At 70.9% G+C, this 14,100-nt stretch carries 12 protein-coding genes; 3 read left to right on the forward strand and 9 right to left on the reverse strand.

From position 1 onward, the window contains the following. Positions 1-90: 90 nt before the first annotated feature. From ruvX to SAM23877_RS07165, 4 genes are read right to left on the reverse strand one after another with little or no spacing between them, the layout of a single operon-like run. Complete coding sequence (gene ruvX / locus SAM23877_RS07150; protein WP_053128024.1) at positions 91-585, reverse strand: Holliday junction resolvase RuvX; 495 nt, start codon at positions 583-585, stop codon at positions 91-93. Next, positions 582-3,254 (reverse strand): alanine--tRNA ligase, encoded by a 2,673-nt coding sequence (gene alaS / locus SAM23877_RS07155; RefSeq protein WP_053128026.1) that lies wholly within the window; start codon positions 3,252-3,254, stop codon positions 582-584. The genes ruvX and alaS overlap by 4 nt, the downstream gene beginning before the upstream one ends. After that, complete coding sequence (locus tag SAM23877_RS07160; RefSeq protein WP_053128028.1) at positions 3,254-3,625, reverse strand: hypothetical protein; 372 nt, start codon at positions 3,623-3,625, stop codon at positions 3,254-3,256. Before SAM23877_RS07160 ends, alaS begins: the two co-directional genes overlap by 1 nt. A 7-nt stretch (positions 3,626-3,632) precedes the next feature. Then, positions 3,633-4,073 carry a DUF948 domain-containing protein gene (locus SAM23877_RS07165; protein WP_053128030.1) on the reverse strand — a complete coding sequence of 147 codons (441 nt, stop codon included), beginning with the start codon at positions 4,071-4,073 and terminating at the stop codon, positions 3,633-3,635. Between the two features lie 173 nt (positions 4,074-4,246). Here SAM23877_RS07165 and SAM23877_RS07170 point away from each other — a divergent pair, with 173 nt between their 5' ends. Further along, positions 4,247-6,421, forward strand: a complete 2,175-nt coding sequence (locus tag SAM23877_RS07170) for an ATP-binding protein (RefSeq protein WP_053128033.1) — start codon at positions 4,247-4,249, stop codon at positions 6,419-6,421. 29 nt (positions 6,422-6,450) lie between these two features. On the opposite strand, the gene rpsD is transcribed toward SAM23877_RS07170, so the two are convergent. The 5 genes from rpsD to SAM23877_RS07195 all read right to left on the reverse strand — a co-directional run bounded on the left by rpsD (position 6,451) and on the right by SAM23877_RS07195 (position 11,659). Next, complete coding sequence (rpsD, locus tag SAM23877_RS07175; RefSeq protein WP_030185023.1) at positions 6,451-7,065, reverse strand: 30S ribosomal protein S4; 615 nt, start codon at positions 7,063-7,065, stop codon at positions 6,451-6,453. Positions 7,066-7,361: 296 nt separating this feature from the next. Further along, a complete protein-coding gene (locus tag SAM23877_RS07180) occupies positions 7,362-8,717 on the reverse strand; it encodes a replication-associated recombination protein A (protein ID WP_053128035.1) in 1,356 nt (451 codons plus the stop codon). Positions 8,718-8,817: 100 nt separating this feature from the next. Next, complete coding sequence (locus SAM23877_RS07185) at positions 8,818-9,480, reverse strand: vitamin K epoxide reductase family protein (RefSeq protein ID WP_162492091.1); 663 nt, start codon at positions 9,478-9,480, stop codon at positions 8,818-8,820. Positions 9,481-9,675: 195 nt separating this feature from the next. Further along, positions 9,676-10,938: a histidine--tRNA ligase gene (gene hisS, locus SAM23877_RS07190; RefSeq protein ID WP_053128039.1), complete on the reverse strand. Its 1,263-nt coding sequence runs from the start codon at positions 10,936-10,938 to the stop codon at positions 9,676-9,678. A gap of 13 nt (positions 10,939-10,951) precedes the next feature. Then, positions 10,952-11,659 (reverse strand): MBL fold metallo-hydrolase, encoded by a 708-nt coding sequence (locus SAM23877_RS07195; RefSeq protein ID WP_053128041.1) that lies wholly within the window; start codon positions 11,657-11,659, stop codon positions 10,952-10,954. A 183-nt stretch (positions 11,660-11,842) separates the two neighbouring features. Here SAM23877_RS07195 and SAM23877_RS07200 point away from each other — a divergent pair, with 183 nt between their 5' ends. Both SAM23877_RS07200 and SAM23877_RS07205 read left to right on the forward strand, forming a co-directional pair. After that, complete coding sequence (locus tag SAM23877_RS07200; RefSeq protein ID WP_053128043.1) at positions 11,843-12,667, forward strand: peptidylprolyl isomerase; 825 nt, start codon at positions 11,843-11,845, stop codon at positions 12,665-12,667. Positions 12,668-12,802: 135 nt separating this feature from the next. Further along, on the forward strand, positions 12,803-14,032 hold the full coding sequence (locus SAM23877_RS07205; protein ID WP_053128045.1) for a DUF349 domain-containing protein: 1,230 nt from the start codon (positions 12,803-12,805) through the stop codon (positions 14,030-14,032). The last annotated feature ends 68 nt before the right edge of the window (positions 14,033-14,100 follow it).

Here is a 14,100-nt window from a genome sequence, read left to right on the forward strand (position 1 = left end):
TGACAGGGAGGGCCCGCTTCCGTTCCGCCTCTTGCTGTGCGGTGGCTGTTCGAATGCCTCCGCATCGCGCGGAACGTTACCGTATCGCGATCAGATGACCACTTCGACGCCCTCGCCGGGTGCTCTGCCTGACACCCGTTCGGATTCCAGTGCCTGCTGGAGGATGATCACAGCGGCGGCCTGGTCGATCACGGACCGGCCCTTCTTGGACTTCACACCCGAGGCGCGCAGCCCCTGACCGGCCGTCACCGTCGTCATCCGCTCGTCGACGAGTCGCACCGGGACGGGTGCGATGCCACGGGCCAGCTCCTGCGCGAAGGCCCTGACCTTGACCGCGGCCGGGCCCTCGCCCCCCTTGAGGGAGCGAGGGAGCCCGACGACGACCTCGATCGCCTCGTACTCCTCGACCAGCTGCCTCAGGCGGCGGTGCGCCGCCGGGACGTCGCGGCCGGGGACGGTCTCCACCGGGGTCGCGAGGATCCCGTCGGGGTCGCACGAAGCGACCCCGATACGGGCGTCCCCCACGTCGACGGCGAGGCGGCGGCCCCGGCGCAGCGCCGGGGTGTCCTGCTGGTCGGCGCTCACTTGGCGGTGTCCGCCACGAGGCGCTCGACGGCGTCGACGGCGTCACCGACGGCGGCCGGGTTCTGGCCGCCGCCCTGGGCGACGTCCGGCTTGCCGCCACCGCCGCCGCCGAGCGTCTTGGCGGCGGTGCGGACCAGGTCGCCGGCCTTGAGACCGCGCTCGCGGGCGGCCTCGTTGGTGGCGATGACCGTCAGCGGCTTGCCGTTGACCGTCGTGAACAGGGCCACGACCGCGGCCCGGCCGCCCTGGATGCGTCCGCGCACGTCGAGGACCAGCTTGCGCAGGTCGTCGGCGGTGGTGCCGTCCGGGACCTGGCCGGTCACCAGGGCGACCCCGCGTACGTCCTTGGCGGACTCGGCGAGACCGGCGGCGGCCTGGAGGACCTTCTCCGCGCGGAACTTCTCGATCTCCTTCTCGGCGTCCTTCAGCTTGCCGAGCATGGCGGAGACCTTCTCCGGGAGCTCCTCCGGGCGGCCCTTGATCAGCTCCTGGAGCTGGGCGACGACCGTGTGCTCACGGGCGAGGAAGTTGTAGGCGTCCACGCCGACCAGGGCCTCGATGCGGCGCACGCCGGAGCCGATCGAGGACTCGCCGAGCAACTTCACCAGGCCGAGCTGGGCGGTGTTGTGCACGTGGGTGCCGCCGCACAGCTCCTTGGAGAAGTCGCCGATGGTCACGACGCGCACGCGCTCGCCGTACTTCTCGCCGAACTCGGCGATGGCGCCCTGCTTCTTGGCCTCGTCGATGCCCATGACGTCGGCCCGCACGTCCAGGTCCCGGGCGAGCACCTCGTTGATCTTCTGCTCGACGTCGGTCATCACGGCCGTGGGCACGGCGGAGGGCGAACCGAAGTCGAAGCGGAAGCGGCCGGGCTGGTTCTCGGAACCGGCCTGGGCGGCCGTCGGGCCGAGGGCGTCGCGCAGCGCCTGGTGGGTGAGGTGGGTGGCCGAGTGGGCGCGGGCGATGGCCGTGCGGCGGCGGCCGTCGATGGAGGCGTGGGCCTTGGCGCCGACGGTGATCTCACCGACCTGGACGACGCCCTTGTGGACGTACACGCCCGGGACGGGCTTCTGGCAGTCGCGGACCTCGATGACGGCGCCGGTGTCGACCTTGATCCGGCCGGTGTCGCCGATCTGGCCGCCGCCCTCGGCGTAGAACGGGGTGCGGTCGAGGACGATCTCCACCTCGTCGCCCTCGGTGGCCGCCGGGGAGGAGGCGCCGTCGACGAGGATGCCGACGATCGTGGACTCGCTCTCGGTGTCGGTGTAGCCGATGAAGTCGGTGGCACCGGCCTGGTCGGCGATCTCGCGGTAGGCGCCGACGCCGGCGTGGCCGGTCTTCTTGGCCTGGGCGTCGGCCTTGGCGCGCTCCCGCTGCTCCTTCATCAGGCGACGGAACCCGTCCTCGTCCACGGACAGGCCCTGCTCGGCGGCCATCTCCAGGGTGAGGTCGATCGGGAAGCCCCAGGTGTCGTGGAGCAGGAAGGCCTTGTCGCCGGCGAGGACGCTGCCGCCGGCGGCCTTGGTGTCGCTGACCGCGGTGTCGAGGATGTTGGTGCCGGCCTTCAGCGTCTTGAGGAAGGCGTTCTCCTCGGCGAGGGCGACCTTCTCGATCCGCTCGCGGTCGGTGATCAGTTCCGGGTACTGCTGCCCCATCATCTCGATCACGACGTCGATCAGGTCCTTGACGACCGGACCGGTGGCGCCGAGCAGGCGCATGTTGCGGATGGCGCGGCGCATGATGCGGCGCAGCACGTAGCCGCGGCCCTCGTTGCCGGGGGTGACGCCGTCGCCGATGAGCATCACGGAGGTGCGCATGTGGTCGGTGACCACGCGCAGGGAGACGTCCGAGGCGTGGGCGTCGCCGTAGGCCACGCCGGTGAGGTCGGTGGCCTTCCTGATGACCGCCATGGACGTGTCGATCTCGTACATGTTCTGCACGCCCTGCAGAATCATGGCGAGCCGCTCCAGGCCGAGGCCCGTGTCGATGTTCTGGCTCGGCAGGTCCCCGAGGATCTCGAAGTCCTCCTTGCCGATGCCCTCGCCCCGCTCGTACTGCATGAAGACGAGGTTCCAGATCTCCACGTACCGCTCGTCGTTGACGGCGGGGCCGCCCTCGGCGCCGAACTCGGGGCCGCGGTCGTAGTTGATCTCGGAGCAGGGACCGCAGGGGCCGGGGACGCCCATGGACCAGTAGTTGTCCTTCTTGCCGAGGCGCTGGATGCGCTCGGAGGGGACACCGACGACGTCGTGCCAGATGCGCTCGGCCTCGTCGTCGTCCTGGTAGACGGTGATCCACAGGCGCTCGGGGTCGAGGCCGTAACCGCCCTTGTCCTGGGCGCTGGTGAGCAGCTCCCAGGCGTACTTGATGGCGCCTTCCTTGAAGTAGTCGCCGAAGGAGAAGTTGCCGCACATCTGGAAGAACGTGCCGTGGCGCGTGGTCTTGCCGACCTCTTCGATGTCGGGCGTGCGCACGCACTTCTGCACGCTGGTGGCGCGGTCGAAGGGCGGCTTGACCTCACCGAGGAAGTAGGGCTTGAAGGGCACCATGCCGGCCGGGACCAGGAGCAGAGTCGGGTCGTCCGCGATGAGCGACGCCGAAGGGACGACGGTGTGCCCGCGCTCCTCGAAGAAGCTCAACCAGCGGCGACGAATCTCGGCCGACTCCATCAGTGGTCCTCATTCCGGTTGTACGAGTGCGTCGTCCTGACGTCGACGACGGACTTCGGGTTGCTGCGGTTCTCGATCGTGCGGTTCTCGATGGCGGCGCGGCGCCGGGACGCGGGGAGTTCACCGTCGACGGGGGCGTTCAGCCCCAGCGCGTCGTCCAGTTCGGCCTCCCGCTGGGCCATGTTCTCGCGGACGTCGAGTGCGAACCCCACCGCGCGGTCCTTGAGCCGGGTGCCCGCGTCGAGTGCCTTGTTCGCCGCGGTCGCGGCGAGGCTCTCGGGGGTCAGCTGCTTGAGCTTCCGGTTGACCTTGGTGGTGGCCCACACACCGGCGGCGACGCCGGTGCCGAACCAGAACGTACGGCGGAACATCGCTGGATCAGTCCTTCTTCCGCTTCGTCCGCCGCGCGGCCGGGATCGTACGGCCGACGATCACGGTGCGCCGCGGCTCCTTGGCCGGGCCCGCGGGGCCCTCCTTGCGACCGCCGAGTGCCCGGCGAACGCCGTAGCCGAACGCGGCGACCTTGACCAGGGGGCCGCCGAAGGTGGAGGCCACGGTGGTGGAGAGCGCGGAGGCGTTCGACGTGACCTCCTGGACGTCCGAGGCGATCGCGTCGACCCGGTCGATCTGGGTCTGCGCGGAGCGCACCGCGGACGAGGCGTCGGCCAGCAGGGGGACGGCCTGGTCGGTGACGTCCGCCACCAGCTTGGTGGTCGCCCTGAGCGTCTGGGCCAGCCTCGCGAGTGCCACGGCGAGGAAGGAGACCAGGATCGCCCAGAAGACGGCCACCAGGATTCCGGCCACCTCGCCACCGGACACTGTGCACCCGCTCCCTGGAAGTCGTGCCTGAACATCGGGAAAAGTCGTGCACCGAGCCTATCGCGCCGGGCGCGGAGCTCCGTACCGGATTACCGCCCGCGCCGGGGGGCGTACGGCGGAGTCGCGTGAAGCGATTGTACGGAGTGAATACGGTTCAGTACGCTCTGTGTTCCATGCGAGACCATCGACGCGACGGCGTCCCGCTCGGCAACCTGCCGCTGGAACTCGACGCCTTCGTGGGGAGAGCGGCGGAACTCGCCGAACTGGCCGGTGCGCTGGACTCCGGCCGGCTGGTGACCGTGACCGGGACCGGCGGGGTCGGGAAGTCGCGCCTGGCGGCGAGAGCGGCCTCGCGGTGCGCGCCCCGGGACGGGGTGTGGCGGGTGGATCTGGCTCCGGTGCGCGACGAGGAGTTCGTCGACTACGCCGTCGTCGAGGCGCTCGGACTGACCGACCACACGACCCGGCTGCCGCGCGAGACGCTGGTCGCGCACCTCGCCGAGCGGGACCTGCTGCTGGTCCTGGACGGGGTCGAGCATCTGGTGGACGCCTGCGCCGCGCTGACGGCGGACCTGCTGGGCCGCGCCCCGGCGCTCAGGGTCCTGGCGGTGGGCCGCAGGCCGCTGGGCGTGGCCGGGGAGCGGCTGATACCGCTGGCGCCGCTGCGCCCGGAGGAGGCCGTGGAGCTGCTGACGGTCCGGGCCGGGCAGCGGCACCTGCCCTGCGGTCAGGACGCGCTGGAGGGCGATGGGGAGGTACGCGAGCTGTGCCGGCGCCTGGACGGCATTCCGCTGGCCATCGAGCTGGCGGCGGGGCGGCTGGGCGCGTTGTCGCCCGGGCAGGTGCTGCGACGGCTGGACGACCGGTTCCGCCTGCTCACCGGCGGGGACCGCACCGCGCTGCCCCGGCACCGGACGCTGCGCACGGCGATCGGCTGGAGCCACGAGCTGTGCACGCCGCAGGAGCGCCTGCTGTGGGCCCGGCTGTCGGTGTTCGCCGGGCCGTTCGACCTGGAGGCGGCCGAGTACGTGTGCAGCGGCGAGGGCCTGGCCGCCGACGAGGTCCTGGACGTGCTCTCCGCGCTGCTCGCGCAGTCCGTGCTGACCCGCGAGGAGACCGTGGCCGGGGTGCGCTACCGGATGCTCGACACGGTGCGGGCGTACGGCGCCGACTGGCTGGAGGCGACGGGTGACGCGACGCGGCTGCGCAGGCGGCACCGGGACTGGTACGTGGGCCTGGCGACCTGGTGCGAGCTGGAGTGGTTCTCGCCGCGCCAGCGGGAGGTCGCCGTGCGGGTGGACGCGGAACTGCCGAACCTGCGCAGTGCCCTGGAGCACTGCCTGACCGAGCCGGACGAGGCGCACCTGGGCCAGTACCTGGCGGGTGCCCTCTGGTTCCACTGGGTGGGCTGCGGACGGCTGTCGGAGGGCCGGCGCTGGCTGGAGCAGGCGGTGCGGCTGGACGCGGAGAACACGGCGGGCGAGCAGTCCCGGCTGAAGGCGCTGTGGGTGCTCGGCTACGTCGCGATCCTGCAGGGCGACACGGTGCCCGCCCTGGCGGCGTTGCAGGAGTGCCGGGAGGAGGCCGAGCGGTCGGCGAACCCGACGGCGGTGGCCTACGCGGAGCACCGCACCGGCTGCCTGGCCCTGGTCACCGACGACATGCAGCGTGCGGAAACGCTGCTGCGCTCCGCGCTCGAGCGCTATCGGGAGATCGGGGAGCTCAACAGCAACGTGCTGATGGGCCAGGTGGAGCTGGCCATGACGCGGGCCTTCCAGGGCGATCTGCCGGACGCCGTGCGCCTGTGCGAGGACGTGCGCCAGGTGTGCGAGGACCACGGCGAGCGCTGGGCCCGCGGCTACGCCCTGTACGTACTGGCCTACGCGGCCTGGAGCGACAGCCGGCCGGAACGCGCCCGCGAGCTGCTGACCGACTGCCTGAGCGGCGCCCACCGCTTCCGCGATCAGCTGGGCTCGGTGCTGGCCGTGGAGCTGCTGGCCCTGGTCACGGTGGCCCAGGGCGACGCGGCGGAGGCCGCGGTGCTGCAGGGCGCGGCCGGGCGGATGTGGCCGTCGGTGGGGCTGCCGCTGTTCGGCTCGGCGCACTACAACGCGCCCCACGAGCTGTGCGAGGCGGCGGCGCGGGAGCAGCTGGGCGACGAGCGGTACGAGGAGTGCGTGCGGCACGGAGCGCGGCTCGGCCGGCGGGAGGCGGTGTCGCGGGCGCTGCGGCGGCCCGGAACGCCGCTGCCGGTGCCGCGCGGGGCCGGGCGGCGCGCCAGGGCGGGCGCGCGTACGGCGAAGCCCGCCGCCTCACCCACCCGGAAGGGCGAGGAGACGGCGGGCTGAGTACCGCTGGTACTGCGCCGGGGCTGGGATCAGCGGGCGTAGTACTCGACGACGAGCTGCTCGTCGCAGATCACCGGGATCTCCTTGCGGTTCGGCTCGCGGTCCAGGCGGAACGCCAGGGCCTTGAGGTTCACCTGGAGGTAGCGCGGGGTCTCGCCGTCGGGGGCGAAGCCACCCTCACGGGCGATCGTGAAGAGGGTCTTCTCCTTGGAGCGCTCGCGCACCTGCACGACGTCGTCCGGACGGACACGGAAGGACGGCTTGTCGACCTTCTGGCCGTTGACCTGGATGTGGCCGTGGACGACCATCTGGCGGGCCTGGTAGATCGTGCGGGCGATGCCCGAACGCAGGACCAGCGCGTCGAGGCGGCGCTCGAGCTCGATGACCAGGGCCTCGCCGGTCTTCATGTTGGTCTTGGAGGCACGCTCGTAGGCGCGGACGAGCTGGCGCTCGCTGAGGTCGTACTGCGCGCGCAGACGCTGCTTCTCGAGCAGACGGACCTTGTAGTCCGAGTTCTGCTTGCGGCCGCGGCCGTGCTCACCCGGCGGGTAGGGGCGGGCCTCGAAGTACTTGACGGCCTTCGGCGTCAGCGCGATGCCGAGGGCACGCGACTTCTTGACCTTGGGGCGGGACTGGTTCGCCACTGTCTGTGTCTCTTTCCTGGTTTTCCGGCTTGTCAGGGTTGAGGGAGGTCGCAATCCGCAGCCGGGGAAACCCGCCGGGCCCGCGTGGGGCCTGCCGGGCAGCCGCTCCCCTGGTCTGGGCACATACGTGCAGCACGCGAGTGGCCCACCGACCGCTCCCGGAGCTCCGGGTGGTGGTGGGCTGCCCGCGACACCTATCGACGGTGCGCGACGCTCCTGGAACCCGCTGGGGGTTCCGGCCGGTTGTCCCGTTCTGACTGCACGGGACTCGGCACTCCGAGCGAGTCTACAGGTGCTCAGGTCCGCTTGCGACCGAGGTGCCCGCGGGTCCACTCGACCGCGTCCGCGTACCTGGCCTCGGCGCCGTGCCGGGTCGGGGCGTAGTAGGTGCGGTCCTTCAGCTCGTCCGGCGCGTACTGCTGGGCGGCGATGCCCTCCGGCAGGTCGTGCGGGTACACGTACCCCTGCCCGTGTCCGAGCTTGCCCGCGCCCTTGTAGTGGCTGTCACGCAGGTGCGACGGCACCGGACCGGCGAAACCCTTGCGCACGTCGTCCAGGGCGGCGCCGATGGCGGTGGTCGCCGCGTTGGACTTGGGGGCGAGGGCCAGGGCGATGGTCGCGTGGCTCAGGGTGAGCGCGGCCTCCGGGAAACCGATCATCGCGACGGCCTGGGCGGCGGCGACGGCGATCGGCAGGGCGTTCGGGTCGGCGAGGCCGATGTCCTCGCTGGCGGAGATCATCAGCCGGCGGGCGATGAACCGGGGGTCCTCGCCCGCCTCGATCATCCGGGCCAGGTAGTGCAGGGCGGCGTCCACGTCGGAGCCGCGGATGGACTTGATCAGGGCGCTGGCGACGTCGTAGTGCTGGTCGCCGTCGCGGTCGTACTTCACCGCGGCCCGGTCGACCGTCTCCTCCAGCGTGGTGAGGGCGATCTCCGTCTCGCCCTTGTCCAGCGCGGCCCCGGCGGCGGCCTCCAGCGCGGTCAGGGCGCGGCGGGCGTCGCCGCCCGCGATGCGCAGCAGGTGCTCCTCGGTGTCCTCGGGAAGGCCCACGGCCTCCTTCAGGCCGCGCTCGTCGGCCAGGGCCCGGCGGAGCAGGCCCCTGACGTCGTCGTCGGTGAGGGGTTCGAGGGTGAGGAGGAGGGAGCGGGAGAGCAGGGGGGAGATCACCGAGAAGTACGGGTTCTCGGTGGTGGCGGCGATCAGGGTGACCCAGCGGTTCTCGACGGCCGGGAGCAGGGAGTCCTGCTGGGCCTTGCTGAAGCGGTGGATCTCGTCGAGGAAGAGGACGGTCTCCTTGCCGTACCCGCCGACCGCGCGGCGGGCGCCGTCGATGACCGCGCGGACCTCCTTGACGCCCGCGGTGATCGCCGACAGTTCCACGAAGCGCTTGTTGGTGGCCTTGGAGACCACGTAGGCGAGGGTGGTCTTGCCGGTGCCCGGCGGGCCCCAGAGGATCACGGAGGAGGGTCCGGCGGGGCCGGAGGCGCCCTCGCCGACCAGACGGCGCAGGGGCGAACCGGGCTTGAGCAGGTGCTGCTGGCCGACGACCTCGTCGAGGGTGCGCGGACGCATCCGCACGGCGAGGGGACTGCCGGTCGGGTCCTTCTCCTGGCGTTCTTCTGCTGCGGCGGTGAACAGGTCGGGCTCCACGGTTGAACCCTACCGGGGGGTCTGGGGGTCGCCCCCAGAGGGCACAGCACCGCACCGACAACCCGGTGGGCCGCTTCCGCGGAGCGGCCCGGCCGGTCCGTCAGCTGGTCCAGAAGTCCCACCAGCGGGTCAGGATCATCATGCCGATGATGCCGATGTGCAGCACCGGCAGGACCCAGGTGAACTCGCCGAAGAAGCTCTTGAGCCAGGTCGGCGCGGGCAGGAAGCCCTTGCGGACGTTGAAGGACGTCACGTACCAGAACATGATGATCGTGGCGACCCAGGCCAGGCAGCACCACAGGCACAGCGCGTTGATCCGGTACAGGGACTGGAACTGCAGCCAGGTGCAGAAGCCGACGCCGAAGAGCGTGCCCGCGTTGAAGGTGAGCCAGTACCAGCGCGGGAAGCGGGCCCCGGCGAGCAGGCTCATGCCGACGCAGACCACGATGCCGTAGGTGACCAGGCCGAGCACCGGGTTCGGGAACCCGAAGACGGCGGCCTGGTCGCTCTCCATGACGCTGCCGCAGGAGACGACGGGATTGAGGCTGCACCCGGGCGTGAACGTGGTGCCCGCGACCTTCGCCTCGAGCAGCTTGAACTTGTCCAGCGTGATGACCCAGGCGGCGAGCACTCCGGCCGCGCCCGTGATCACCAGCAGCAGGGCCAGGGCGCGGCTGCCGCCCTCGGCCCGCGACGCTCCGGCGGTGGGTTCCGGCGCGGGCTCCGCCACGGTGGAGACGTCCTTCACTGTCGTCTTGCTCATCACGCCGATTCCGTCACTTGAGTCGGACCTGCTTCGGGCAGGGCCATTGTGCCGCACCACCCTGTATGGCCACTGTTCGATGAACATAAGAACGCACCGGTGACCGCCCCGGAGAGTTGCGTTCCGGCCGATTCGCGTTCTCCAGGGGCACACGCGAGCGAACGCGCGCCCCTGGGCCGACAGGGCCGCGGAACGCTAGCCGAGCCGCGACTCCAGCTCCGCGACGATCTCGTTGACACCGATCGCGATCTGCTCGCCGGACTCCATGTCCTTGAGCTGGACGACCCCCTCGGCGAGATCGCGCTCGCCGAGGACCAGGGCGTAGCGCGCGCCCGAGCGGTGGGCCGCCTTCATCGCGGCCTTGAGGCCCTTGCCGCCGTAGGAGAAGTCGGCGGCCACGCCGTTCTTGCGCAGTTCGGTGACCTTCGAGAAGAGCACCCGGCGGGCCTCCTCGCCGAGCGGGACGGCGAAGACGGAGGTGACCGACGGGATGTCCAGTTCGATGCCCTCGGCCTCCAGGGCGAGGACGGTGCGGTCGACCCCCAGGGCCCAGCCCACGGACGGGAGGGCCGGTCCGCCGATCATCTCGGACAGTCCGTCGTAGCGGCCGCCGCCGCCCACCGCGGACTGGGAGCCCAGGCCGTCGTGGACGAACTCGAAGGTCGTCCGCGTGTAGTAGTCCAGGCCGCGCACCAGCTTCGGGTCGTCCTCGAAGACCACGCCGGCCGCCGTGATCAGCTGCCGCACCTCCTCGTGGTACGCCTTGCAGGCGTCGCACAGGTAGTCGCGGAGCAGCGGTGCGTCGGTGAGCTGCTTCTGCACCTCGGGGCGCTTGTCGTCCAGGACGCGCAGCGGGTTGATGTCGGCGCGGCGCAGCGTCTCCTCGTCCAGGTCGAGACCGCGCAGGAAGTCCTGGAGCGCGGCCCGGTAGACCGGACGGCACTCCTTGTCGCCCAGGGAGTTGAGCAGGATGCGGAAGTTCTGCAGGCCCAGCGCCCGGTACGACTGGTCGGCCAGGATGATCAGTTCGGCGTCCAGGGCCGGGTCCTCGGCCCCGATGGCCTCGGCGCCGACCTGGGAGAAGTGGCGGTAACGGCCCTTCTGGGGGCGCTCGTAGCGGTACTGCGAGCCCGAGTACCAGACCTTCACCGGCAGGTTGCCCGCCTTGTGCAGGTTGGCCTCCAGGACCGCGCGCAGCACGGGGGCCGTCGTCTCCGGGCGCAGCGCGAGCCGGTCGCCGCCCTTGGTCTCGAAGACGTACATCTCCTTGGTCACGATGTCGGTGGACTCGCCGACACCGCGCGCGAAGAGCTCGACGTTCTCGAAACCGGGCGTCTCGATGTAGCCGTAGCCGGAGTTGCGCAGCGGGGCGGCGATCGCCTCGCGGACCGCCAGGAACTTGGCGGAGTCCGGCGGCAGAAGGTCGTACGTGCCCTTGGGGGCCTTGAAGGTGCTCACGGGAGGTCTCTCGTCACATTCCTCGTCGGGGAGCCCCGGGGGCTCCCTGGCCGGCGGCCACCTGCCGCAGATAGGGGTTGGTGGCGCGTTCCTGGCCGATGGTCGTGTAGTCGTTGTGCCCGGGCAGCACCACGGTGGAGTCGTCGAGCGGGAGGACCACGCGGGCCAGGGACTCGAGCATGTCGTCCATGGAGCCACCGGGGAAGTCGGTGCGTCCGATGGAGCCGGCGAACAGCAGGTCGCCCGAGAAGAGGACCGGCGGGATGTCCGCCGCCTCGGGCATACCGAAGGTCACCGACCCCTTGGTATGGCCCGGCGCGTGCGCGACGGTCAGCTCCAGGCCCGCCAGTTCGAGCTTCGTGCCGTCGGCCAGTTCCCTGACGTCGTCCGGCTCGCCGACGGTCAACTCGCCCATGAGCGGCATGCCGATGGTGCGGCCGATCCCCTTCTCGGGGTCGCTCATCATGTAGCGGTCGTCCGGGTGGATCCAGGCCGGCACGTCGTGCGCGCCGCAGACCGGGACGACCGAGGCCACGTGGTCGATGTGGCCGTGGGTGAGGACGACGGCGACGGGCTTGAGCCGATGCTTCCTGATCGCTTCCTCGACTCCGGGGGCCGCCTGATGGCCCGGGTCGATGATCACGCACTCCTCACCGGCGGCGGGGGCGACGAGATAGCAGTTCGTCCCCCAGGCCCCGGCGGGGAACCCGGCAATGAGCACGATCGTCCTTCGTTTGTGTCGGTTCGGGTGGGCTTGCGAACAGGTCGCGCCCGTGGTCAGAGCCTACCGGCGGTGCCGATTCCTCAGCGAACCCATATACGGTACGGGGCTACACGCCCACGGTCGGCTCATCGCACGCACGCGTACCGGTCGGCACACGAAGACGCATGAGGAGAGAACCCGGTGGTCACCCAGGAGCAGCGGCGGCGTCAGCTCGCCCGGGAGAAGTTCTTGCGGCAGCAGCAGCGACGTACCTCCGCTCGACGCAAGGCGCGCATGCGCAACGCCGCGATCGCGTCCGTGCTCGGCGTGATTCTGATCGGCAGTGTCGCGCTCTACACGACCGGGGTGGTCCTGGACGACGACGACACCAAGTCGAACGCGAACGCGGAGGTCACCCCGAGCGCCTCGGCGAGCAGCAAGGCGCCGGACCCGTGCGACAAGCCGGCCGAGGGGAAGGTCAAGACGCAGACCTGGAAGAAGGAACCTGCGATGACCATCGACAAGTCGGCGAAGTACACGATGAAGCTGGCCACGACCTGCGGCGACATAGACATCGCCCTGAAGACGTCGGCGGCGCCGCACACCGTCAACTCGTTCAGCTTCCTGGCCGGCAAGGGCTTCTTCGACCACACGCCGTGCCACCGGCTCACCACCAACGGGATCTTCGTGCTCCAGTGCGGCGACCCGACGGGACAGGGCAACGGCGGCCCCGGCTACACCATCCCGGACGAGAATCTGAAGGACAAGAGCCTCAAGAAGAACACGTATCCGGCGGGCACGGTGGCGATGGCGAACACCGGGCAGCCGGGCTCCGGCGGCAGCCAGTTCTTCCTCGTGTACCAGGACAGTCCGTTGCCTCCCAGCTACACCCCGTTCGGCACCATCTCGGACGAGGGCATGACCGTGCTGAAGAAGATCGCCGCCGCCGGCGAGAGCACGGGAGCGGGCGACGGAGCACCCAACGCGACGGTCGTGATCGACAAGGCGACCGTCGCCAAATCCTGACCCTCATCAGCGAAAGTTCGGTCGCGCGGGATGCGGACAGGCCACCCGCCGGTCGCCTATGTTGGCCGTGACGAAACTGTGGACGATGCCCGGGGGTAGCGAAGCCCTCCGCAGGCATCATGTGGAGGAGGCGCTGTGAGCAGCGACCCGTGGGGCCGCGTCGACGAGACGGGGACCGTGTACGTGCGTACGGCCGACGGCGAGAAGGTCGTCGGTTCCTGGCAGGCAGGCTCCCCCGAGGAGGCGCTGGCCTACTTCGAGCGCAAGTACGAAGGCCTGGTTGTCGAGATCGGCCTCCTCGAGAAGCGCGTGAAGACCACCGACCTGTCGGCGAAGGACGCCCAGACGGCCATCGACCACCTGCGGGAACAGGTCGACGCGCACCACGCGGTCGGTGACCTGGACGCCCTGCGCACCCGGCTGGACAAACTCGTGGAGCTGGTCGACAAGCGCCGCGAGGAGCGGAAGGTCCAGCGGGCGAAGCAGTCCGACGAGGCGCGCGGCGCCAAGGAGGCGCTGGTCGCCGAGGCCGAGGAGCTGGCCGGGTCCGACCAGTGGCGGGCGGCCGGTGAGCGACTGCGCTCGCTGGTGGACACCTGGAAGGGCCTGCCGCGGCTGGACCGCAAGTCCGACGACGAGCTGTGGCACCGCTTCTCGCACGCGCGCTCGGCGTTCTCCAAGCGCCGCAAGCAGCACTTCGCGCAGCTGGACGCGCAGCGCGAGGACGCCCGGCAGACCAAGGAACGGCTGGTCGCCGAGGCCGAGGCGCTGTCGAACTCGACGGAGTGGGGGCCGACGGCCGCGCGCTACCGCGACCTGATGTCCGAGTGGAAGGCCGCGGGCCGCGCCCAGCGCGAGCACGAGGACGACCTGTGGAACCGCTTCCGCGGCGCCCAGGACGTGTTCTTCGCGGCCCGCAGCTCGGTCTTCGCCGAGCGGGACGCCGAGCAGACGGAGAACCTCAAGCTCAAGGAGGAGCTGGCCGAGGAGGCCGAGAAGCTCCTGCCGGTGACCGACCTGAAGGCGGCCCGCGCCGCGTTCCGTTCGGTCAACGAGCGCTGGGAGGCCATCGGCCATGTGCCGCGCGACGCCCGGCCGAAGGTCGAGGGCCGGATGCACGCGGTGGAGCGGGCGCTCCAGGAGGCCGAGGAGAGCGAGTGGCGCCGGACGAACCCGGAGGCGCGCGCGCGTGCCGAGGGTCTGACCGGTCAGCTCCAGGCCGCCGTGGACAAGCTGCGCTCCCAGATCGAGCAGGCACGCGCCCAGGGCAACAACGCCAGGGCCGACAAGCTCCAGCGTGAGCTGGAGGGCCGGCAGGCGCTGCTGGACCAGGCCCTGAAGGGGCTGCACGAGTTCGGCGGCTGACACCGCGCGCGAAAGGGGCTCCCGTACCAGGTACGGGAGCCCCTTCGTGTTCTTCGTATCGTCTCCGG

The organism is Streptomyces ambofaciens ATCC 23877, from assembly GCF_001267885.1.
Classification (GTDB): domain Bacteria; phylum Actinomycetota; class Actinomycetes; order Streptomycetales; family Streptomycetaceae; genus Streptomyces; species Streptomyces ambofaciens.

Excerpts from the sequence above, each read along its gene's own strand:
- alaS (WP_053128026.1), bottom strand. The coding sequence starts at position 3,254 with ATGGAGTCGGCCGAGATTCGTCGCCGCTGGTTGAGCTTCTTCGAGGAG.
- SAM23877_RS07160 (WP_053128028.1), bottom strand. The coding sequence starts at position 3,625 with ATGTTCCGCCGTACGTTCTGGTTCGGCACCGGCGTCGCCGCCGGTGTG.
- SAM23877_RS07170 (WP_053128033.1), top strand. The coding sequence starts at position 4,247 with ATGCGAGACCATCGACGCGACGGCGTCCCGCTCGGCAACCTGCCGCTG.
- SAM23877_RS07185 (WP_162492091.1), bottom strand. The coding sequence starts at position 9,480 with ATGAGCAAGACGACAGTGAAGGACGTCTCCACCGTGGCGGAGCCCGCG.